Genomic DNA, 21,767 nt, shown 5'->3' with positions numbered 1-21,767 from the left:
CGCACAATAAAATCTGTCGAAGTTTTAGCCAAATGAAATCAATCATCAAATCTCTCTTAGTCGTACTGATTTGCACATTTATGTTTGCATCTCCAAACGATATTAACGCCAGAGACAGAGAGCGTCATATTGATAAACGAACAATAACAATAGCGGCAGATTACAATTACCCACCCTACGAATTCGCCGATAAAAATGGAGAGCCCACGGGCTATACCGTGGACATAACCAACGCCATTGCTGAGGTCATGGGGTTTGAAGTAAAAATAATACTCACCAATTGGCAGGAAGCTTATAAAGGTCTAAAAACCGGCAAATACGACGTTTTACAAGGCATCGCTTTTTCCGAAAAAAGAGCAGAACATATTCTCTTTTCATCACCTCATTCTATTGCAAACCAATCTATCTTTGCCCGAAAGGGAGCACCGGAAATACAAAGTATTAGTGAACTCTCGGGGAAGGAAGTCATTGTTCAAAACTCGAGCATCATGCACGAATACCTAAAGGAAAAAATACCCAAAGCTATTCCCATCCCCACAGCAACGCATGCAGAAGCACTTAGGTTATTAGCGTCCGGAAAGCACGATTTTGCACTGACGGCGAATCTTCCTAGCCTATATCTGAGCAAAGAGCTAGGGCTACATAATATCCACCCCGCTGGACGACCCGTCTCAGGACAACGATTAGGGTACGGCGCACTTCCAAAAAATGAAGACCTGATTGCTCTATTTAGTGAAGGTTTGGCCATTTTAAAAAATACAGGCAAACAACAAGAAATCTATGATAAATGGCTAGGCGCTCTGAACGAGCCTAAAGTTCAATGGAAAAAGCTTGGTCAGTATGCGCTCTACACCATTCTCGTTTTAATCATAATTCTTGGGGCTGTTACCGTATGGTCCGCCATGTTACGAAAAGAAGTAGAAAAGCGATCACGGCAACTAAAAGAGCAACAAGAACAATTGATCCAAGCCGATAAAATGACGTCGTTAGGCGTTCTTGTTTCCGGCGTTGCACACGAAATTAACAACCCTACGGGGCTGCTACTGTTAAATCTCCCCATATTGAAAGACGCTTGGCACGACATACTGCCAATATTGGATGAGATATACGAAAAAGATCAGCGCTTAACAATCGCTGGATTACCTTATCCGAGATTAAAGAGCGAATTGCCTTTTCTATTAGAAGAGATGCAAATGAGTTCTGAAAGAATTCGCAACATCGTAAATGATCTTAAAGACTTCGCGAGAGCTCAGCCAGATGAAGTCGTTCATGAAGTCGATGTAAACAAACTTACGAACGCTGCTATAAGGCTTGTAGAGAAATCGATCCAAAAATCGGTTGATCACTTTACCATTCACCTAGATCAATTTGAGCCCACAATCATTGCAAACCCGCAACGCATTGAGCAAGTCATAATTAATCTCATTATTAATGCATGCGACGCGCTTCAAAGCTCTAAAAAAGTGAATAAAACACTGGAAATCAGCACAAATTTCAGTCTCGACAAAAAAGAAGTTTACATCACAATAATCGACTCAGGCGATGGTATTTCACCAGAAGATTTACCTCGCTTAACAGATCCATTCTTTACGACAAAAAGAGAAATGGGAGGGACAGGCTTGGGATTGTCTGTCTCCGCAGGCATAATAAAAGCACACAAAGGACGTTTAACATTCGAATCGGAACTCGGAATAGGTACAACGGTTACTGCTATTTTGCCCGGCATTGAACCCGCTGAAATCAGCGAATAGATGAATCAATAGAGCGGCGCTGGTACACGATTAGGAGTTCGATTTGAACACACGTTTTTACCCACAATTCAAAATTCTATTAATTGATGATGAAGTATCCTTTCTGCGAAGTATGTCGCTGACTCTTGAGCGTCAGGGCTACAACAATTTAATGACTTGCTCATCACCTCAAGATGTCAAAAATATTGTGAGTACAGAGCAAGTAGGCTTGGTGCTGCTTGACTTAACTATGCCCATTATATCGGGGCAAGAACTTCTCAATTGGTTTACGGAAGAGCATCCAGATATCACCGTTATTATTTTCAGTGGTTTGAATCAAATAGATGCAGCAGTAGATTGCGTAAAAAAAGGAGCCTTTGATTACATCGTAAAGACTGCGGATCAAGAACAAATTCTCGAATCCATTAAACGAGCGATTAACACGCAAGAACTTAGCTTAGAAAATCACGCTCTACGTACCCAGCTCTTATCTAACACAGCGCAAAAATCCGATTATTTTTCCTCTATTATCACGGTCAATAATCAAATGTATTCTGTGTTCCGCTATTTAGAATCTATAGGACAAAGCAATCAACCTCTCTTGATCACAGGCGAGAGTGGCGTCGGTAAAGAATTAATTGCACAAGCAACACATGCGGCGAGCAAACGCAGTGGTGAACTGGTTACGGTTAACGTCGCCGGCCTAGACGACAACATATTTTCTGATACGTTATTTGGGCATTCCAAAGGTGCGTTTACGGGAGCGGACAAACAACGTTCTGGATTAGTAGAAAGAGCATCTGGTGGAACGCTTTTTTTAGACGAGATAGGCGATTTAAGCCCAGCATCTCAGATAAAGCTGCTCCGCTTACTTCAAGAAGGTGAATACTACCCGATCGGGAGCGATCGTCCCAAAAGAATAGAAGCACGAGTCATCGTTGCAACCCATCAAGACCTTGCTGAAAGGCAATCCGAAGGAAAGTTCCGAAAAGATCTATTCTATCGTTTAAGAACTCATCGCGTGGATATCCCGCCTCTGAGAGAAAGATCCGAAGATATCCCTCCTCTTTTAAATCACTTCATGCGCGTTGCCTGTGAGGAAATGGGTAAAGCGCCCTTAAAGATTCCGAAAAGCTTGCCCAGTCGACTGATGCATTACCCTTTTCCCGGTAATGCGCGTGAATTAAGAGCGCTCGTTTATGACAGTGTTAGTCAGACTCAAGGAGAGACTCTAGCAACTACGCCGTTTGACGCCATTTTAGAAAATGTAAGCATTCAGAATTTCGGCGAAGAAAAAGTGAAGTTTTCAGAAAATCAGCCTCTACCAACGCTGAATCAACTGTCCGAAATGCTGGTAAATGAAGCGATGCTTCGTGCAGATCGAAACCAGTCGCTAGCTTCTCAGATGCTGGGGATTTCTCAGCCCGCCTTAAGCAAGCGATTAAAGAACATGAAAGAAGCCAATTCTGAATGAATTGGCTTCTTTCTTTTTTAGGTTAATTAAGTCCATATCAGACCACAACTACCACTCCAACAATACCTTTCCAGAGTTTCCTGAGCGCATAACATCAAAACCAGTCTGAAACTCTTTAATCGGGAAGTGATGGGTAATCATAGGCGTTAAATCCAAGCCCGATTGAACCAAACTGGCCATTTTGTACCAAGTTTCAAACATCTCTCTTCCATATATCCCTTTAATAACTAACCCCTTAAAGATGACATGCTTCCAATCAATTGAGGTATCAGAGGGAGGAATACCAAGAATAGCAATACGTCCACCGTGATTCATTGCAAGCAACATATCGCTAAAGGCTGCAGGGATGCCAGACATCTCCATTCCCACGTCAAAACCCTCTGTCATTTTAAGTTCATTCATTACATCTGACAGGGATTCATGAGCTACATTAACGGCGCGCGTTACTCCCATCGTTTTAGCGAGTTCAAGTCGGTAGTCGTTCACATCGGTAATAACGACATGGCGAGCACCAACATGTTTTGCTATCGCAGCGGCCATAATGCCAATGGGCCCTGCACCCGTAATCAAAACGTCTTCTCCGACTAAATCAAATGACAATGCGGTATGTAATGCATTACCAAACGGATCAAAAATCGCCGCTATGTCGTCTGGTATCTCAACCGGAATTTTAAAAGCGTTATAAGCCGGTATGACTAAAAACTCCGAAAAACAGCCTGTACGATTAACGCCCACACCGATGGTATTTCGACAAAGATGGGTACGCCCACCTCGACAGTTTCTGCAATGTCCACACGTAATGTGCCCTTCTCCAGAAACTCGATCCCCTATATCAAATCCGTTTACTTCCTGCCCGACTTCCACCACCTCGCCAACGTATTCATGCCCAACTACCATTGGTACTGGAATCGTATTTTGAGCCCACTCATCCCAATTATAGATATGAACATCCGTGCCACAAATGGCCATCTTTTTAATTTGAATGAGTAAATCATTTGGGCCTGGTATAGGTTTTTGAACTTGCGTCATCCACAACCCTTGCTCTGCCTTGAGCTTAGACAAAGCAGAGATTGTCGACACTTGCTCTAATCGCGTATCACTCTTGGTTTTACAAGAAATTGTTGTGCCCGATGTTGCCTGTAAAAGTGCCATAACGTGATCTCCTATATGATGTCCATTTCATGGCCGACACTGATAAACGTGTCGATTGCATGATCAAGTTGATCTTTTGTATGAGCAGCCGACATTTGAGTACGAATTCGCGCCAAACCGTTTGGCACAACCGGATAAGAAAAACCGACGACATAAACGCCTTTCTTCAACGCTTTTTCAGCAAACTCTGACGCAATTTTGGCATCGCCTAACATAATAGGAATGATAGCGTGATCCGCTCCCGCCAACTTAAACCCTGCATTGCGCATTTGAGCTCTAAAGTAATTGGCATTTTTCCAAAGCCGAATTCTAAGTTCACTGCTGTTCTCTAGCATCTCCAAAGCATGGATAGACGCTTTGACAATAGACGGCGCTAAAGAATTTGAAAACAAGTAAGGACGAGAGCGTTGACGCAGCCAATCAACCACTTCTTTTTTGCCTGACGTATAACCACCCGATGCGCCCCCCATCGCTTTACCTAATGTTCCGGTAATAATATCAATACGATTTACAACATCGTGATATTCATGGGTTCCACGCCCGTTCTCTCCCATAAAACCAACTGCGTGAGAATCATCAACAACTACAAGTGCGTTATATTTATCCGCGAGATCACATACGGCAGGTAAGTTTGCCACAATGCCATCCATAGAGAACACTCCATCGGTCACTATCATTTTGTGACGAGCACCTGCCCCGTCAGCTGCAATCAATTGTCGCTCAAGATCAGCCATATCATTGTTGGCGTATCGAAAGCGCTTTGCTTTACATAAACGCACACCATCAATAATGGAAGCATGGTTCAGAGCATCTGAAATAATGGCATCTTCTTTTTCTAACACAGTTTCAAATAAGCCCGTGTTGGCATCGAAGCAAGAGGAATACAAAATCGTTTCTTCCATACCGAGAAAATTAGACAGTTTATTCTCAAGCTCTTTATGAATATTCTGCGTACCGCAGATAAATCGCACCGACGCCATACCAAAACCGTGCTTTTCTAAGCCTTCATGAGCAGCTTGAATAAGTTCCGGATGGTTAGCGAGCCCTAAGTAATTATTTGCACAAAAATTTAATACATTGTTACCCGATGCGACGTCAACCGCGGCGTTTTGAGCGGATGTAATAACACGCTCGGATTTGTACAAGCCTTCCTGCTTTAAAACATCAATCTGGGCATTAAGTTGACTATAGAATTCAGAAGACATGGCGTTACCTACCGTTAAAATTTATTAAAGAGCGCTAACTCTTCGCTACTTCTAAAAACTATATGCCATGAACTCGCCGTACATTAGACTAGCTTCAGGAAAATCATTTATGAATCTAAAGACCAAATAAAAGATATTCAGCAACCTGAAATCTATAATATTCTATGTATGTCTTTAGAACTCCTTTGCTTCAGGTGACAAAACAGCATGACTCCGCAACTCATCTCACTACTGCCAGACCTCGCTACCTTCATTCTTATCGTCAACGAAGGCAGCTTTACGGCTGCAAGCCATAAATTAGGAGTCACCCCCTCTGCATTGAGTAAGCTGGTTACTCGATTAGAAAATGCGTTGTCTGTCAAACTGCTTGAGCGCTCAACACGTAAGCTGGCTATTACAGCTGCTGGTCAAAGAATTTATGAACAATGCCTTGTGATGATCAATGCGGCTCAAAATGCGGTAGAACTTTCAGACGCTGAGCACGCTGAAGCCGCTGGCGAGCTTACCGTTGCAGCGCCTGAGGCATTTTTGTTCTCCGTGATTCAACCTTTGATCGTGCCATTTTTATTAGAGCACCCAAAAATTCAGCTCAAATTACGTGCCGCCGACGGCCACATTGACATATTCAACGACAACATTGATGTGGCGTTTCGATTAACAGATCAACCCGATGAAAATCAGGTCATGAAGAACATCGGAAAAACGGCATTAATGGTCTGTGCAAGTCCAGATTACCTCTCTCGCAAAGGCATACCTAAACACCCAAATGATCTTATTAACCACGATTGTTTGTACTTAGCAGAAAACGACAAAGATAACATTTGGACCTTTATGAACTTACACGAATCTTATTCAGTTTCCGTTGGCGGCCGATATGCCGTAAATCACTCGCAAATGCGCTTAAATGGAGTGAAACAAGGCCTTGGAATAGGTATTTTTCACGATTTTGTCGTGAAGGAGGCACTTGAGAAAAAAGACGTCGTACAAGTGCTACCCAGTTGGCATATTAAAAGCAGTTATCATGGATCCATCATAATGCAATACGCTCAAACGCGTTATATGCCGGCTAGACTGCGTACTTTTATCGACTTTATGATGAATCACTTATCGACAAAGCTCGACCAACCACACCAATAGTCAAATTAATGAAAATGTCTCCCATTTCCATATTATGGCACTTTGGTTGCTTGATTTTTATTCTAGCTGGCTAAAAGTCAGTTTTAATAATTCTATAGAACGGAGGCTATTATGAGTGAAGCAACGGATTATCCTTTGGAAGAAGTGCCACAATCTGCTCGAAAAGGCATGTTTTCGACATGTATGGTGTTGATGGGATTCACATTTTTCACTGCAACTATGTTTGCAGGAGGAAAAATTGGCGCCGCTTTTAGCATGACAGAAATGCTACTTGCGATATTAATAGGCAATTTACTATTAGGCGGATACGCAGCAGCACTGGGCTACATTGCATACAAAAGTGGCCTAAACGCGATTTTAATGGGGCGTTTTTGTTTTGGAGAGAAAGGCAGCAAACTATCTGACCTGCTGCTCGGTTTCACTCAAGTCGGTTGGTACGCTTGGGGCGCAGCAACCATTGCTGTTGTCTTGGTCAAAACCCTCTCTTTAGCGCCATCGCTTGAAGTTCCTCTCACAATCTTCTTCGGGTTCGCATTCTGTATTACAGCCATGATAGGTTACAAAGGAATGGATTATCTTTCACGCATCGCCGTTCCCGCCATGCTGGTCTTTATTTTGATAAGCCTATATAAAGGCTTTCTTGATACCACAGAAATACAAGGCGTGTTTTCGAGTGAATCAAATGACAGTTTGAGCTTTACGACTGCAATCACCATTATTATCGGCACATTTGTGAGTGGTGGCACGCAGGCGACAAACTGGAGTCGATTTGCAAAATCAGGAAAGGTCGCGATATACGCCACACTTGCTGCCTTTGTGCTCGGTAATGGGTTAATGATCCTTACTGGAGCGCTCGGCAGCTTAATGTACCAACAAGCAGACATTGTCGATGTCATGATTGCACAAGGCTCTATTTCTCTCGCTATCCTTATGCTTTTTATGAACCTGTGGACGACTCAAGACAATACTATTTACAACTTCGCTGTGGCGGGCTGTAACTTATTAAGAACAGACAAACGTAAATTGGTTACGTTGGCTGGCGCCGCTATTGGCACCGCTCTAGCTTTGGGCGGTATGTACAACTATCTGATCCCATACTTAATTTTACTTGGAACCTTTATACCCCCTCTGGGTGGCGTCATTATGGCGGATTTTTGGATAAAACATAACGGTCACTACCCAAAGCTTGCTGAAGCGCGCTTACCGTCGTTCAACGGGGTTGGATTAACAGCGTACTTTTTAGCCTGTGCATGCGCGTTCTTCACCCCGATTCTACCGCCTGTTGTCGGTGTTTTAAGCGCCGCCATTTTTTATACGTTGTTAATTAAATTAGAAAAGCAACCACAGCCCGAAGCGGAAACTCAGGCTTAACACGTAACAGGACAGAGAAAAGAGCAATGCCATGCATCGCTCTTTTCTCGCTACTATTCCTTTTCGCTTACTTTTTTAAGTGACTGCTTTCGCTTACTCTGCGTTCGCTCAATATACGTTAACTTGGCTCGTCGTCTTACTTAGAACTGACGTCAAAGTAAACCTGTTACCAACTGAGGAAAACACGCAACAAGCACTAAAACGAACAGTTGTAACAGCACAAAGGGAATCGCACCTTTATAAATATCAGCAAGGCTAAACTCCGCCGGAGCGGCTCTACGTATATAAAACAATGCCATTCCAACGGGCGGCGTGAGAAAAGAAGTTTGCAAGCAAATCGCAATCAATACCGCGACCCAGATTGGGTCTAACCCAAATTGCAGCAGAATCGGCATTAAAAGCGGTGCAACAATGAGCACAATTTCCATCCAATCCAGAAAGAACCCCAGCAAAAAGATGATACCAAGCACTAGAATCAATGTGCCATTTGGACCAAGCGATAGGAAGTGCAACGCATTTTCAATGATTTCGTCGCCGCCGTAGCCTCTTAAGACGACGGAAAAACAAGAAGCACCAAAAATCAGCGCATATAAAAATGCTACGGTTCGACCCGTTGCATAACACACGTCTTTTAGCTCCTTCCAACTTAGTCGCCCATTTGCTTTTGCTAACGCCATTGCACCAGCCGCACCAATACCCGATGCTTCCGTTGGTGACGCGATACCGGCGACAATCGATCCTAAGACCGCTATCACCAAAACGAGAGGTACCACCAGCGCGCCAACGAGATCCCATAATGCCCGACGATCAAAACGTTCCGCCGAATCTTTCGTTGCCGGCATCGTCTCAGGCCAAACCAACGCCACAATAAAGATAAAGCTCACAAAACACAGCGCTAACACGAGGCCTGGAAGTATTGCGCCTGTAAACAAATCCCCAACAGGCAAACGAAGCTGATCTCCCATGACCACCAGCATAATAGACGGCGGAATGAGTATACCTAAGCAGCCCGTTGCACCAACTGTGCCTGCACTTAGCCAACGAGCATAACCTGCGTTTAACATAGACGGCAAAGCGATCGTCGAAAGTAGAACAACCGACGCTCCAATAATGCCAGTTGAAGCGGCTAAAATGACGCCGATGAAAACCACGGCGATTGACAGCCCACCAGGCGTTCTTCCCAACACTTTATGCATTGCCGCTATAAGTCGCTCGGCAACACCAGAACGATCGAGCAAGTAGCCCATAAAGATGAACATAGACATCGGGATCAAAGAGTAATTTGAAATCGTCGAGAATATACGGTTTGCAACAAAACCTATCGAACGGATTTCTGCAACATCGTAATAGCCCAAAACGTCGGCGAGCACACTACCTAAAATGGCGAATAATACGCCAACACCACCTAAAACAAAGGCAACGGGAAAGCCGGTAAATAGGAATATTAAGAACGAGGAAAATAAGAGGATAACCAAGGCGACGCTCATATGGTATCTCCCGACTTGGCATGTTGCTCATTTGAATTGCCCGCAACAATACTCAGTTTTTGCAACAAAATAGAAAAGCCTTGTAGAACGAGAATGCTATTACCGAGCGCCATAACACCTTTTATCAAGTAACGTGCAGGAAGACCAGATGGCATTGGCGAGCCCTCTCTAAGCTCCCATGAGTACGCTGCAATGTGCCAAGTATGCCAAGTAACAAGTGCGGTAAACGGAAAGAAGAGTAGCAATAACCCAAAAATTTCTAACCAAGCACGTGTCTTAGGTGAAAAGCGATGACTCAAGACATCAACACGAACGTGCTCATCATGCTGAAAGGTGTAACCCAAACACAGAACAACCACAATAGCGTTTAAATGCCACTGCAATTCTTCAAGTTCGATCAATCCAATATTGAACACATAGCGCAAACTGACATTAACAAGAATAGTAATAACGAGAACAGGCAATACAAGGGAAGCGCTCTTACCTGTTAGTGCAGAAACATAATCAATCTTCTGCGATAAATATCGAGGAAACGACATAATTTACTCAACCAAATAGAATAGAGGTGAGCGCCATCGCAGGCGAGTTCCTGCGATGGCTACAAGATTAAGAACGGTTTTTCGACCACAATGCCACTTCTTCGCGATACGCGTTCAACGAGTCCAATACTCGTTTAAAGTCCGCATTCTTTTCTGATTGCTCTTTTAATACCTCGTCGGTTGACGATTTGAATTTCGCTAATACACTCGGTGGAAATGATTTAATTTCAGTACCCGCCGCTTTAAACTTCTCTATTGCCTCCGAGTTGGCAACGGATGTCGAAGTAACGGTCCAAAGCATCGTATCTTTGCACGCATTTTCGATTAACGCATGCTGTTGTGCGCTCATTCGATCCCATTTTCGCTTATTGATAATTAATTCTGTAATCGCCGCAGGCTGGTGCCATCCAGGCAAATAATAATAAGGGGCTACTTTCTCAAATCCCATTGCAGCATCGATTGCAGGCATTGAAAACTCAGTCCCATCGATTACGCCTCGCTCAAAGTTTGGATAGATATCTCCACCTCCCAACAGAACAACCGAAGCGCCAGACTTCTTCATCACCTCACCAGCTAAGCCAGCGAAACGAATTTTCTTACCTTTTAAGTCGTCTATTGAGTTGATCTCAAACTTATACCAACCGCCAGCTTCTGAATCCATGATGCCACATGGCACAGTTACAACACCTTGTTTCGCGTAGATTTCTCTCCAAATATCCAATCCGCCGCCGTTGTATATCCAACCAACATATTCAAGTGCGTCAGGGCCAAATGGCACACCACCAAAAAGTTGTACCGCAGGAAAACGACCCGCTACATACAATGGTGAGGTGTAGCCTGCATCGAGAGTCCCTTGCTGCACTGCATCAAAAATTTGCAAAGACGGCACCAGTTTACCTGCCGAGTACAATCGCACCTTCAGCGAATCAGCCCCACTGACTTCTAGCTGCTTAGCGAAATGCTCTGCACTGGCACCGCTGGCAGGCAGCGTAAGCGGCCAGGCACTTTGAATTTCTAAACGAGTACTTCCTGCGGCAAATGCTTGTGCCGCGAGAAGAGAAAGAGACGCTACACCTGCAAACAACTTAGATTTATAACCCATAACCTTCTCCTTAAAGTTTGAACAAATCAAAATTTGGACGTAAAACAATCAAAATTTGGACGTAAAACAATCAAAATTTAGAACACTATTTAATTGAATATTCAACTTTTAAGATAGGCAACGTTTATACCAATTTTAAAAAACGTACAAGAATTATAAATTTAATCTTTGATAATCAAAGCATTAAGAAAGGTAGGCTAAATATGGAGGAAGTGAAAAAGGAATAAAAAAAGAAAAGGTGTTACTTTTTGGCGCACTTTTTACAAAAAAGGCAAAAAAGAAGAAAAGGGAGGTGGCTTAAATTCAGCCTCCCTTACCCCCATTTAGACCCTATAAAACTGAGATGAAGACCTGCTATTACTTTTTATGAGCAAATGCCGTTTTTGTGCAATCGCCATCAATCTTGTGCTTTTCTGCCTCCAAAATATCTGCTGTAAATTGTCCCATAAAGCAACAACAAATATTCTCACCTATCATAGTACGAGGCCCCAATGGGTGACCAATATGCTGGTAAACGCCATGATGGTGGTGCCCTTCTCCATGGCTATGGGAATGACCATGACTGTGTGAATGGTGGTCGTGCGAATGCCCATGTGAATGACTGTGCGAATGATCTGACACAGACAACCCTTGAGTGTCATCCTCAGGATCCACGTACTCAGCGTGATGATGGTGCACATCAACCTCACCCGCAGCTAAACGACGCTTAAACGAACTCATAAGTGTTTCTTCACCTTGACCTTCCAGTGAGCCATCCATGATTTCATTAACTCGATTTTCAAATGCATCGATGACACGGCTATGGTCACTTAGATAGTGTGCTTGAATGAGCTCAATGTCAGGGTTTTCTTGTGCCACCTTATCAACGTACCCTTGAATACGCTTGATTAAACGTCCAGTAAACAAGAAGTATGGTGCAACAACAATGCGCTTAAAGCCCAGCTTAAGCAATTTCTCTAGACCCACACCAACAGACGGGTAAGTCACGCCTGAATACACAGTATCCGCCCAACCAAACCCCATGTTTTCATTTACGATACGCGTTAATTTCGTTGCTTCCGCATTCGCAGATGTGTCTGATGTACCACGACCAACCACAACCAACATCGTGTCGTATAGGCTGTCTGGTGGGTTATTTGGATCGATACCTAGAGATTCATAAATGCGTGCCTGAAATGCTTCTATCATGTCTTCTTGAAGACCCAACTCACGACCATACGTCACATGAAGACCGGCATTCTTTTCTTCGTACGTGGTTAAAACAGAAGGAATATCATTCTTTGCGTGTGTCGCTGCAAACAACATCCCTGGAATTGCGTATATATTATCAACCCCTTGCTCTAACAAACGGTTAAGCCCCATGTGTATATTTGGGGCGGAAAACTCTAAAAATCCGTATTCAACGGGAAGATCAGGAAAGCGTTGCTTTAACCCTTCGGCAACCAAACCAAACTCGCGTTCTGCGTCCTTATCACGGCTGCCGTGACCGCAAATCATAATGCCTTTTTTAGCCTGTGTCGTTTCGCTCATTAATCGTCTCGTTATTTGATATCGTAAGATGTTATCTAATTTCTAATTATATTTTGTGCCAATAGGGGTACAGATAGTAGTGCAGATAGTAATAAGATTATTGTGAGTTGCAAGTGCGGCACTCGTATTTCAGAATGAAAACACCTTTCGATCATTGCGGTTGCTCTTGTTGCTGATCCAAATCAAGCAGAAGCGACTGAATCTTATCTTCGTATTCGCCCGTATCATTCCACATGTCTCTTTGAATCGCTTCTAACAGCCTCTCTGCCATTTCTTCCAGAGCATGAGGATTGTTTTGCTCCATAAACTCCCGATTATCTTCATCTAGCAATAGAGCATCCGCGACCTTTTCATATTGATAATCCGCTACTAAATCTGTGGTCGCGTCATAAGCAAACAGGTAATCAACAGTCGCACTCATTTCGAATGCGCCTTTGTATCCGTGCTCTTTCATTGCCGAAATCCATTTAGGGTTTAACACGCGACTGCGAAGAACACGGTTCAGCTCTTCTTTTAACGTACGGACCTTTGGCGAAACCGGATTAGAGTGGTCGTTGTGATAGATCTCTGGGGCGTTACCGCTTAATTCCGTCACTGCGTTGGTCATTCCACCCTGAAACTGGTAATAATCATCCGAATCCAAAATATCATGTTCACGGTTATCTTGATTCTGAACCACCACTTCTATGTTTGATAAGCGCTGAATAAACGCACTTTTCGCTTCTACGCCTCCCGATGCTTTTCCATCGTAGGCATATCCTCCCCAGTTTATGTAGGCTTCGGCAAGGTCTGCTTGAGTATCCCAACAACGCTCGTCAATAAGACCTTGCAACCCAGCGCCATAGGCACCGGGCTTACTGCCAAAAACACGAAAGCTTGCTTGTCGTGCGGCGTCGTGAGCACTCTTTCCTTGCTGCATTAGGTTAGAAGTCTGCTCTAGAATACTGCTTCGAATGGTATTACCTGTCCCTGGCTCATCATAATCCACAATGGCTTGAACAGCCGCATCAAAAAGTTGCATCACATTCGCAAATGCATCCCTAAAAAAGCCTGATACGCGTAGCGTTACGTCTGTCCTAGGCCTTCCCAGCTCCATGCATGACACTACTTCAAAATCCGTCACCCGATTTGAGCCCGTAGCCCAAATCGGACGAACGCCCATAAGCGCAAACGCTTGCGCTATATCATCGCCACCGGTGCGCATGGTTGCAGTTCCCCATACCGAAAGACCAATATTTTTTGGGTAATCACCGTGCTCTTGGAGGTGTCTTAACACAAGCGCATCAGCAGACTTTTTGCCAATCGCCCATGCTGCCGGCGATGGAATAGCACGATTATCTACTGAGAAAAAGTTACGGCCTGTCGGCAGCGTATCCAACCGCCCTCTCGTCGGTGCTCCGCTGGGCCCAGGCGGGACAAAACCACCGCTTAACCCCGTAAGTAAAGCACCTAATTCGTCCCGTGCACTCATTTTCAGCGCCTTGAAAAGACTGTTCTTTGCGTGTGCTAACAATTGGCTCGTTACTGGAAACTGTGCTTTTTCTATTGCCTGTGCTGAAATAAGCGATTGCTGTACAAGCATTTTGGCAAGCAGTTCCAAACGTTCTTTTGCATCTGCATGGGTGCGCCAGCTGTCGGAGCTCTGCTTTAGAAGTATCTCATGTTTTCCGGACTTCCAAAGATGCGGACTGGCTTCCATTGGGTCGAACTCTGGTTCCGAGATTTCTAGATCTTCACAAAGGGCGTGAAGGATCCCCTTAGACGTCACTGCGTTTCCACGTGGTAATCGCAGTAGAGCAACCAAGGTATCGGACAGCTTATCGTCATCTGGCAGCTCTCCTAGTCGATGCAGGCCGTGGCGAATTTGAGACTCTTTGATTTCGCACAGATACGCGTCCAAACTTTCTAAAACAGAATCTTCATTTTCGTCAACAACACCAGTCAACTCTTCTAACAAATGCGCAGTGCGGACTTTCTCTAGAATACTCGCGCGCAACCAAGCCTCTCGTCGACTGTCCATTCCCATCGCTTGATAATATTCGTCGACTAATGTTTCCAGCTCAGCTAACTCTCCGTAACTTTCCGCACGACTCATGGGTGGCATAAGATGATCGATAATCGTTGCCTGAGCGCGCCGCTTTGCCTGCGCACCTTCACCAGGGTCATTAACAATAAAGGGATAAAAATGCGGCATTGGCCCTAATGTAATATCAGGCCAACAAGATTCGGATAGCGCTGTTCCTTTGCCGGGTAACCATTCCAAATTACCGTGTTTTCCAACGTGTATTATGGCATCAACTTGGTAAACATGGCGCAGCCAGAAATAGTAAGCGAGGTAACTGTGAGGTGGTATTAAGTCTGGATCGTGATAATTTGCTGCCAAATCAAGGTTAAACCCACGAGCCGGCTGAATACCAATAAAAGTCTCGCCCAACCGAATACCTGCCAACATAATACGTCGTTCGCCAGTCGGTGAAACGCGGCATTTATGATCGTCTTCTGGCGCTCCCCATCGCTCCCAAACTGCTTGCTGACATTCAAGCGGAAGCTGATAAAAATATTCTAAGTAGACATCAATCGCTAAGCTTTGCCACGCTGATCTTTCGTGAAGAGTATTAGGATTATTCGTTACCGCTCCAAGGAGCCGCTTAATCAGTGCATTGCCGTCGTCTGGAATATCCGGTATCGGATAGCCCGCTCCAGACATCGCGTTTAATATGTTAATCGTGGATGCAGGCGTATCTAAACCCACGCCATTGCCTATACGTCCATCTTTGGTTGGGTAGTTTGCAAGAATGAGCGCTATGCGCTTTTCACTGTTTTGCTTTCTCGATAATTGCGAATATTTAGCAGCAAGCTTCGCAACAAAAGCGGCTCTTTCAGATTCAAGCTCATACCGAACCAAATCAATTTGTGCCGATTCATGGTATTTACTTAAGGTTTTAAAACTCACCGCTCGGGTGATAATTCGACCATCCATTTCAGGAAGCACAATTTGCATTGCTACATCCCGACTCCTAAGACCCTGCTTCTGCTGTTGCCAATCGTCCTTCGTACTGCCAGATAAAATAAGCTGAAGTACGGGGAGTTTAGAGTCAAAGCTAGATTGAAAATCCGTCGGTTCCGAAGCCAAATCAGGGACACCAAATCGATTAGCAGCAAAGCCCGTCGTATTCAGGATCACACTCACTCTTGCACCATTGCACTCATGATTCACGCGAGCAATCACACTCTCAATTAGCGCAATGGTTTGCTCATCTTTAAGTGAATTTACTGCGATTGAAAGCGGAACTAGCTGCTCTGTTTCCAAGACTTCTTCAAGCTCAGAAAATATTTGCGTATTGCCGCTTTGTAAATGTGAGCGATAGAAGACCACAACGGCAACAGAAATCGTCGGCTGGAATACACCGCGATATTTCAGACACCACGTACTAAACCCAACCGCCTCTCCTTGCATAACAATGGAAGCATTAGGAAGTGCAACAGGCTCTCGCCAAAAATGGGCAGCATTTAAATATTCAGACTCAAGAAAATAGAACAGCTGATCGCTGTTTTGAGGGCCACTTTCTCTTAAATAGCGCCATACTCGGTAGACATTTTGATCCGACGTATTTGAGCTTTCGATTAACCTTGGGTCAGGAGAATCATCACCAGGAACAACAATTAGCGTTCGGCCTTTTTTCTTCGACCACGCCACCAAACGGTCAAATCCATACTGCCAGTAATGTTCGCCACCAAGCAAAGACAATACTACAACGTTGGCATGATCCAAGACGGAATCTTCGTACAAATCATACGCAGCGGGTTTTACCAATTGCATCCAATTGACCAAGCGCACACTGTGCTTTAAATCGGGCAGCCGATCCAAAGCCCCTCCGAGCGCGCTTAATACACTGTCTGCTGCAGATAAAACGACAATATCTGCTGGGTCCTGCTCTAAGTCGATAATGCCTTCATCATCAACAAAGCCACCCGGTTTTGCTGCCAGTAAGTGCACAAGTTTCCTCTAAGTTGTTAATATTGTTCAAAAAATAAAGGCGCATTTTCATATGCACCTTTATAATTCTGTGATTAACCGTGCGAAGATCTCAATATAGAAAACTACGCACTCAAAGCGTTATTAAGCGCAGCCTCTATATCATCTTTATCTATGCCTTTTCCGATAAAAACAAGCTGGGTTTTACGTATTTCTTCTGGAGCCCATAAACGATCGAAATATTTGTCGACGCGCTTACCAACCACTTGAATCACTTTACGCATTGGTTTTGCATTTACCGCCGCAAAGCCTTTTACACGAAAGATATTTCGCGACTCAACAAGATCCTCAATTGTCTCAACCAAGACTTCTGAATCTACTTCACCAAACGTCAATACAAACGAGTCGAAATGATCATGGGCGTGATCATGTTCATGTCCATGAGAATGATGATGATCATGGTGGTTATGTATTTGATCTATGCGCAACTCCGTTTCGGAACCAAGCCCCAATAACACATCTAATGACGCCTCGCCGTTTTCTATATAGGCCGTTTTAACTTGGTCTGGCACCTCTTTTTGAATAACATCTTTCACCGCCTCGCGTTCAGAGTCATTCAATAAATCATTTTTACTCACAACCACTAGGTCGGCTGCGCTTAGCTGGTCGTCTAGTAACTCTCGAAGGCTTGGGTCGTGATTCAGTGACTCATCGGCCAAACGCTGTTCCTGAACTTCGTCTTCATTATTCGCAAAGCGACCGGCCGCGACCGCTGGCCCATCAACGACGGTAATCACGGCATCGACCGTACAATGTTCTTTTATACCCGGCCAATTAAACGCTTGCACCAAAGGCTTAGGCAACGCCAATCCACTGGTTTCAATTAGTATATGATCAATATCGTCACGACGAGCCACTAACTGTTCCATCACAGGAAGAAACTCTTCTTCTACGGTGCAGCAAATACAGCCATTTGCCAACTCGTAAAAACCCTCATCACTGCGTGTTGCTTCCTGACCGTCTTCACAGTCTAAAGGGCAGTTACGCAGCAAATCAGAATCAATATCCAGCTCACCGAACTCGTTAACGATAACGGCAATACGCTTGCCAGCGGCTTGTTTTAGTACGTTCGACAATAACGTCGTTTTACCACTGCCCAAAAAACCTGTGACGACAGTTGTGGGAATTTTATTCAGTTGCATGATCAACCTTCGCTCTTATTTTTGTGAATCTTTCTATATATGTGGGCCTGACTCTTGTCATACAAGTAGGAGTCTGCAAAGTCTTCTGTATCTAATACGCGTCCTACGAGAATAAGACTGGTACGAGTGAACTTTTTTTCTCGCACTTTGGAGACAATATCACTCAGTGTTCCTGTGACATAATCTTGGTCCGGCCAGCTTGTTCGATAGCAAACAGCGACTGGGCAATCTTCCCCATAATGTGGAATCAATTCCTCAACTATTTTATGTATTCGCGTAATACCTAAGTGAATGGCTAACGATGCTCCGCTTTGTGCAAGCGCGGGTAATCGCTCTCTCTCAGGAAATGGCGTCTTACCTTCGTATCTCGTCATAATCACCGTCTGAGACACTCCTGAAAGCGTCAGCTCTTTCTTAAGCAATGCTGCAGAAGCCGCCACCGCGCTGACACCGGGTATCACTTCATAATCAATACCTAAGATGTCCAATCGACGCATTTGTTCCCCTGTCGCGCCGTACAATGCTGGATCGCCAGACTGCAAACGAGCAACACTTTTGCCTTCTTTTGCAGCTTTCTCTATAACCGCAGTGGTTTCATCAAGATTCATTGATGCCGTGTCGTAAATCGCTTCCGCTTTCCCTCTAACACTGTCAATAACTTGCTCCGGAATGAGCGACCCTGCGTACAAGATTACAGGACATTGCTCGATGGTCTTCACCGCTTTAACCGTCATTAATTCTGGATCACCAGGGCCTGCGCCGATAAAAAACACTTTCATATAAATTACTCTCTAAATAACTCTCTAAACAACTCGGCCGCAGTAATGGGAGATTCTCTACTCTTGGTATTGTTCTAAAGCTTTTTAGAATAACCTCGTGGAGTATATAGCCAGTGCTGATCTTTATTGACAATGTGTTTTGATTCGGAGTTTCCGACCGTTACCATAGTAAACATGTCGACGTTTTTGCCATCCAACTCAGCCAATGTGGTAATCGTAATTTCTTCTTCTGGCCGAGTCAGTTGTCGTCCAATCATGACAGGTGTGTTCGCAGGACGGTACTGAAGCAAAACATCCCGAGCGTGATTCAATTGCCAGTCTCGTTTTTTTGAAACTGGGTTGTAAAATGAAATCACAAAATCACCCGCACCCGCAGCGTGAATTCGCTTATCAATCGTTTCCCAAGGAGTGAGTAAATCACTCAGTGATACTGTACAAAAATCGTGTCCAAGCGACGCGCCAACACGGCTTGCGCCCGCTTGCATAGCGGAAATCCCCGGTATGACCTCAATGTCTACATCCAGCCATTCTGGATGATTTTCATTTCCCTGTAATTGCTGATCTAGCAATTCAAACACCAAGGTCGCCATCGCATAGATGCCAATATCGCCGCTTGAAATAAGAGCTGTTTTTTTCCCTTGTGCGGCCAAGTTGAGCGCCAATCGCGCACGACCAATTTCTTCTCCGAGGGGTAAGTCGTGAAATGTTTTACCTTGGCTCAGCTCACCCAACAACTCTAGATAATAACCATAAGCGACCCAATCAGTGCAGGATGCCAATGCTTTCGTTGCGTTTGGAGCGACCAAGCCTAGATCGCCCGGCCCCATTCCCATTACAAATAATGTCGTCATTCAGTGTTTATAAACCATATTTCGATTTGCTATTGTCTATCAATCATTGTACTGGGAGCGGATGCAATCCAAGGTGAAAGGAACGAACGAAAAAATGAGAAATGTTCAAGTCGTGAATGATGGAAAAACCGGAAAATTCAACAAGAACAGTGAACAATCAAGTCGTAAGCTTGCATTTCGTTAAGATGTAATTCGAACGCAATGTATTTGCTTTTTATTCATAATATCCAGTTCAAGGTGAGTCGCGTCTTCACGAATACTCAACTCTTCTCCGAGATAAACAACATCATCGACACTGACCGCTTTATGAAGTTCATACGCGCTGCCAAGCCAGTGAGCTTCAGCCCAATCATCATGAAAGTGAACTTTAAGTTCTTTCCCCTCACATTCATAAGCCGCCACCATGTCATTTGCATGGGAAGCGCTACACGCACAAACAATCAGAACGGACACATTAATTTTTGCTAATCTGTTCATTTAGCCGAATCCTTTCACTTTAACCTTCAATAAATTGATTCTAAGAGAAAATACGAATACTTCTACTGGCTTCAGCATGTAGACGTATTCACAATTTCGTAACGCAGATATTACTGGCTTAAACACTTTATGCATAGTAATTACACTATTTAATTTTTTGTTGATCTAAATCGTCTCGATGTATTTGACAGTCAAAGAGCAAAGTCGTTATATTCAGTATGCAGTCACAAAACTGCATTCGTTCTCGGGGCGGGGTGAAACTCCCCACCGGCGGTAAGAAGTTATGCTTCAAGCCCGCGAGCGCTTTCAATAATTTGAAAGGTCAGCAGATCTGGTGTGAATCCAGAGCCGACGGTTACAGTCCGGATGATAGAGAATGGGTAGTATACGAAGATTCCAATTATATGGAGTCCTAGTGCAGACAATATTTTGCCTATAAAAGGGTTGTATGGTCTGTGCTTAGACGTTCCCTACCTTCGCCCTGATTCACTAATGTTGTAATAGGTATTCAAAATGAATCAGAGCTCGACGAACCAAAACTACAATCAAAAAACCAAACGTATCGCTTTCATCCATGCATCTTGGCATACAGACATCGTTCTAGAAGCTTGGGAAGGTTTCAAAGCAGAACTGCTAGAGCGCGGTTATGATGAAAATTCCATCGATATAATCCCTGTGCCTGGCGCTTATGAAATACCGCTTCAGGCTAAACTATTAGCAAAAAGTGGAAAGTACGATTCGATTTCAGCCAGTGCATTAGTTGTTGACGGCGGCATTTACCGTCATGACTTCGTTGCTCAAACCGTGTGCAATGCGCTTATGCAAGTTCAGCTGGAAACCGAAATTCCTGTCCTAACTGCCGTGCTAACGCCACATAATTTCCACGAGCATGACGAGCATTCTAGTTACTTTAAGCGTCATTTCGTTAAAAAGGGAAAAGAGCTCGCTAACGCGGCGGATGAGGCAATGCGCCTAACAGAAAAAGCAAAGAGCCTATAAGGCTCTTCTGCTCAGTTTTTTAAGTCACTTTCGTTCACTATATGATATAGCTCGGAAGTGACTTAACCAAAACCTCAAGGGTGCTTTTAACCTAAAATACGAGGTTTACACCAATTAATGTACCGCTTCCTAGATTCCAAGAATCTAAATTGTCTGTCAGCATATTTTCATAGTAGTACTTTGCGAAAATCCCGACTCCTGACACTGGGCGGTAGTCTAGCCCAACGTTTACGCCAATTTCAGTAATGACATCCGAGTTCCAGTCAAAAGATAAAAACTCCGGACGAAGCGTCATACCGCCAAACCAAGTCAAACCTTTTGCCAGCGGGCTGTAAAAATCTGCTCCAATTTCCAGGCCTGTACGTGAATAGTTTTGAGTTTTTGTCTCACTTAGCGCGATACGCATATCTGCACCATAAGACGAATCGCCTGTACCGTTTACACTAAACCCTCGAACACCAAGGCTATTAATGGTCGTTTCACGTTCTCCCAAGCTGACACCTTCAAACGACTGCTCATCATTAAGCGTCATCTGAGAATAAAAAATCCCACCAAAGCTCCCCGGCTGATCGCTCGGTTGGACACCTAAGCCCAATGACCATGCTTCAATATCCGAACCGGTTTGGTATTCAGCCATAAAAGTTGAATTAGACTCCTCTCGGCGCTCAACCGCCCAACTTGTCGAAGCAACAGACACGGCCATCACTCCAATAAACATCCTTGCTGTGGTCTGGAATACCATCATCGTTAACCTCT

At 44.2% G+C, this 21,767-nt stretch carries 17 protein-coding genes and 1 riboswitch; of the genes, 5 read left to right on the top strand and 12 right to left on the bottom strand.

Annotation, left to right across the window (positions count from 1 at the left end; all coding sequences use genetic code 11):
* Positions 1-32: 32 nt before the first annotated feature.
* Both DFP79_RS02010 and DFP79_RS02005 read left to right on the top strand, forming a co-directional pair.
* Positions 33-1,751: a transporter substrate-binding domain-containing protein gene (locus DFP79_RS02010; RefSeq protein ID WP_133502289.1), complete on the top strand. Its 1,719-nt coding sequence runs from the start codon at positions 33-35 to the stop codon at positions 1,749-1,751.
* A 43-nt stretch (positions 1,752-1,794) separates the two neighbouring features.
* Positions 1,795-3,204, top strand: coding sequence for a sigma-54-dependent transcriptional regulator (locus DFP79_RS02005; protein ID WP_133502288.1), 1,410 nt, complete (start codon positions 1,795-1,797; stop codon positions 3,202-3,204).
* A 48-nt stretch (positions 3,205-3,252) separates the two neighbouring features.
* Here the strand turns inward: DFP79_RS02005 and tdh are convergent, their stop codons facing one another.
* Together tdh and DFP79_RS01995 are read right to left on the bottom strand one after the other, a co-directional pair.
* Positions 3,253-4,275: an L-threonine 3-dehydrogenase gene (gene tdh, locus DFP79_RS02000; protein ID WP_208111389.1), complete on the bottom strand. Its 1,023-nt coding sequence runs from the start codon at positions 4,273-4,275 to the stop codon at positions 3,253-3,255.
* A gap of 92 nt (positions 4,276-4,367) precedes the next feature.
* A complete protein-coding gene (locus tag DFP79_RS01995; RefSeq protein ID WP_133502286.1) occupies positions 4,368-5,561 on the bottom strand; it encodes a glycine C-acetyltransferase in 1,194 nt (397 codons plus the stop codon).
* 207 nt (positions 5,562-5,768) lie between these two features.
* Between DFP79_RS01995 and DFP79_RS01990 the strand changes: the two genes are divergently transcribed.
* Both DFP79_RS01990 and codB read left to right on the top strand, forming a co-directional pair.
* Positions 5,769-6,698 carry a LysR family transcriptional regulator gene (locus DFP79_RS01990; protein ID WP_133502285.1) on the top strand — a complete coding sequence of 310 codons (930 nt, stop codon included), beginning with the start codon at positions 5,769-5,771 and terminating at the stop codon, positions 6,696-6,698.
* A gap of 111 nt (positions 6,699-6,809) precedes the next feature.
* Positions 6,810-8,069: a cytosine permease gene (codB, locus tag DFP79_RS01985; RefSeq protein WP_133502284.1), complete on the top strand. Its 1,260-nt coding sequence runs from the start codon at positions 6,810-6,812 to the stop codon at positions 8,067-8,069.
* Positions 8,070-8,221: 152 nt separating this feature from the next.
* Here codB and DFP79_RS01980 read toward each other — a convergent pair whose 3' ends face one another.
* The 9 genes from DFP79_RS01980 to DFP79_RS01940 form a co-directional block, all read right to left on the bottom strand.
* Positions 8,222-9,556 (bottom strand): TRAP transporter large permease, encoded by a 1,335-nt coding sequence (locus DFP79_RS01980; protein WP_133502283.1) that lies wholly within the window; start codon positions 9,554-9,556, stop codon positions 8,222-8,224.
* Complete coding sequence (locus DFP79_RS01975) at positions 9,553-10,095, bottom strand: TRAP transporter small permease subunit (RefSeq protein ID WP_133502282.1); 543 nt, start codon at positions 10,093-10,095, stop codon at positions 9,553-9,555. Before DFP79_RS01975 ends, DFP79_RS01980 begins: the two co-directional genes overlap by 4 nt.
* A gap of 67 nt (positions 10,096-10,162) precedes the next feature.
* On the bottom strand, positions 10,163-11,197 hold the full coding sequence (locus tag DFP79_RS01970) for a TRAP transporter substrate-binding protein (RefSeq protein ID WP_133502281.1): 1,035 nt from the start codon (positions 11,195-11,197) through the stop codon (positions 10,163-10,165).
* A 357-nt stretch (positions 11,198-11,554) separates the two neighbouring features.
* A complete protein-coding gene (locus tag DFP79_RS01965) occupies positions 11,555-12,727 on the bottom strand; it encodes a sirohydrochlorin chelatase (protein WP_133502280.1) in 1,173 nt (390 codons plus the stop codon).
* Positions 12,728-12,878: 151 nt separating this feature from the next.
* A complete protein-coding gene (cobN, locus tag DFP79_RS01960; protein ID WP_133502279.1) occupies positions 12,879-16,724 on the bottom strand; it encodes a cobaltochelatase subunit CobN in 3,846 nt (1,281 codons plus the stop codon).
* Between the two features lie 104 nt (positions 16,725-16,828).
* Positions 16,829-17,905 carry a cobalamin biosynthesis protein CobW gene (gene cobW, locus DFP79_RS01955; protein WP_133502278.1) on the bottom strand — a complete coding sequence of 359 codons (1,077 nt, stop codon included), beginning with the start codon at positions 17,903-17,905 and terminating at the stop codon, positions 16,829-16,831.
* 2 nt (positions 17,906-17,907) lie between these two features.
* Complete coding sequence (gene cobM / locus DFP79_RS01950; RefSeq protein WP_133502277.1) at positions 17,908-18,684, bottom strand: precorrin-4 C(11)-methyltransferase; 777 nt, start codon at positions 18,682-18,684, stop codon at positions 17,908-17,910.
* A 74-nt stretch (positions 18,685-18,758) separates the two neighbouring features.
* A complete protein-coding gene (cobJ, locus tag DFP79_RS01945; RefSeq protein WP_133502276.1) occupies positions 18,759-19,535 on the bottom strand; it encodes a precorrin-3B C(17)-methyltransferase in 777 nt (258 codons plus the stop codon).
* Between the two features lie 180 nt (positions 19,536-19,715).
* The gene (locus DFP79_RS01940) at positions 19,716-20,012 is read right to left on the bottom strand and encodes a hypothetical protein (RefSeq protein ID WP_133502275.1); all 297 of its coding nucleotides are present in this window, start codon (positions 20,010-20,012) and stop codon (positions 19,716-19,718) included.
* 236 nt (positions 20,013-20,248) lie between these two features.
* A riboswitch (FMN riboswitch) is annotated at positions 20,249-20,394 on the top strand.
* A gap of 131 nt (positions 20,395-20,525) precedes the next feature.
* Between DFP79_RS01940 and DFP79_RS01935 the strand changes: the two genes are divergently transcribed.
* A complete protein-coding gene (locus DFP79_RS01935) occupies positions 20,526-21,011 on the top strand; it encodes a 6,7-dimethyl-8-ribityllumazine synthase (protein ID WP_133502274.1) in 486 nt (161 codons plus the stop codon).
* 91 nt (positions 21,012-21,102) lie between these two features.
* On the opposite strand, the gene DFP79_RS01930 is transcribed toward DFP79_RS01935, so the two are convergent.
* A complete protein-coding gene (locus DFP79_RS01930) occupies positions 21,103-21,756 on the bottom strand; it encodes a hypothetical protein (protein ID WP_133502273.1) in 654 nt (217 codons plus the stop codon).
* Between the last annotated feature and the right edge of the window lie 11 nt (positions 21,757-21,767).

The sequence above is a fragment of the Marinomonas balearica genome, assembly GCF_004362145.1.
In the GTDB taxonomy this organism is placed as follows: Bacteria; Pseudomonadota; Gammaproteobacteria; order Pseudomonadales; family Marinomonadaceae; genus Marinomonas; species Marinomonas balearica.
Note: the sequence above shows the minus strand (reverse complement) of the source record. Positions and strands in the feature narration are given on the sequence as shown.

Excerpts from the sequence above, each read along its gene's own strand:
- DFP79_RS02010 (WP_133502289.1), top strand. The coding sequence starts at position 33 with ATGAAATCAATCATCAAATCTCTCTTAGTCGTACTGATTTGCACATTT.
- DFP79_RS01995 (WP_133502286.1), bottom strand. The coding sequence starts at position 5,561 with ATGTCTTCTGAATTCTATAGTCAACTTAATGCCCAGATTGATGTTTTA.
- DFP79_RS01990 (WP_133502285.1), top strand. The coding sequence starts at position 5,769 with ATGACTCCGCAACTCATCTCACTACTGCCAGACCTCGCTACCTTCATT.
- codB (WP_133502284.1), top strand. The coding sequence starts at position 6,810 with ATGAGTGAAGCAACGGATTATCCTTTGGAAGAAGTGCCACAATCTGCT.
- DFP79_RS01980 (WP_133502283.1), bottom strand. The coding sequence starts at position 9,556 with ATGAGCGTCGCCTTGGTTATCCTCTTATTTTCCTCGTTCTTAATATTC.
- DFP79_RS01975 (WP_133502282.1), bottom strand. The coding sequence starts at position 10,095 with ATGTCGTTTCCTCGATATTTATCGCAGAAGATTGATTATGTTTCTGCA.
- DFP79_RS01970 (WP_133502281.1), bottom strand. The coding sequence starts at position 11,197 with ATGGGTTATAAATCTAAGTTGTTTGCAGGTGTAGCGTCTCTTTCTCTT.
- DFP79_RS01965 (WP_133502280.1), bottom strand. The coding sequence starts at position 12,727 with ATGAGCGAAACGACACAGGCTAAAAAAGGCATTATGATTTGCGGTCAC.
- cobW (WP_133502278.1), bottom strand. The coding sequence starts at position 17,905 with ATGCAACTGAATAAAATTCCCACAACTGTCGTCACAGGTTTTTTGGGC.
- cobM (WP_133502277.1), bottom strand. The coding sequence starts at position 18,684 with ATGAAAGTGTTTTTTATCGGCGCAGGCCCTGGTGATCCAGAATTAATG.
- cobJ (WP_133502276.1), bottom strand. The coding sequence starts at position 19,535 with ATGACGACATTATTTGTAATGGGAATGGGGCCGGGCGATCTAGGCTTG.
- DFP79_RS01940 (WP_133502275.1), bottom strand. The coding sequence starts at position 20,012 with ATGAACAGATTAGCAAAAATTAATGTGTCCGTTCTGATTGTTTGTGCG.
- DFP79_RS01935 (WP_133502274.1), top strand. The coding sequence starts at position 20,526 with ATGAATCAGAGCTCGACGAACCAAAACTACAATCAAAAAACCAAACGT.
- DFP79_RS01930 (WP_133502273.1), bottom strand. The coding sequence starts at position 21,756 with ATGATGGTATTCCAGACCACAGCAAGGATGTTTATTGGAGTGATGGCC.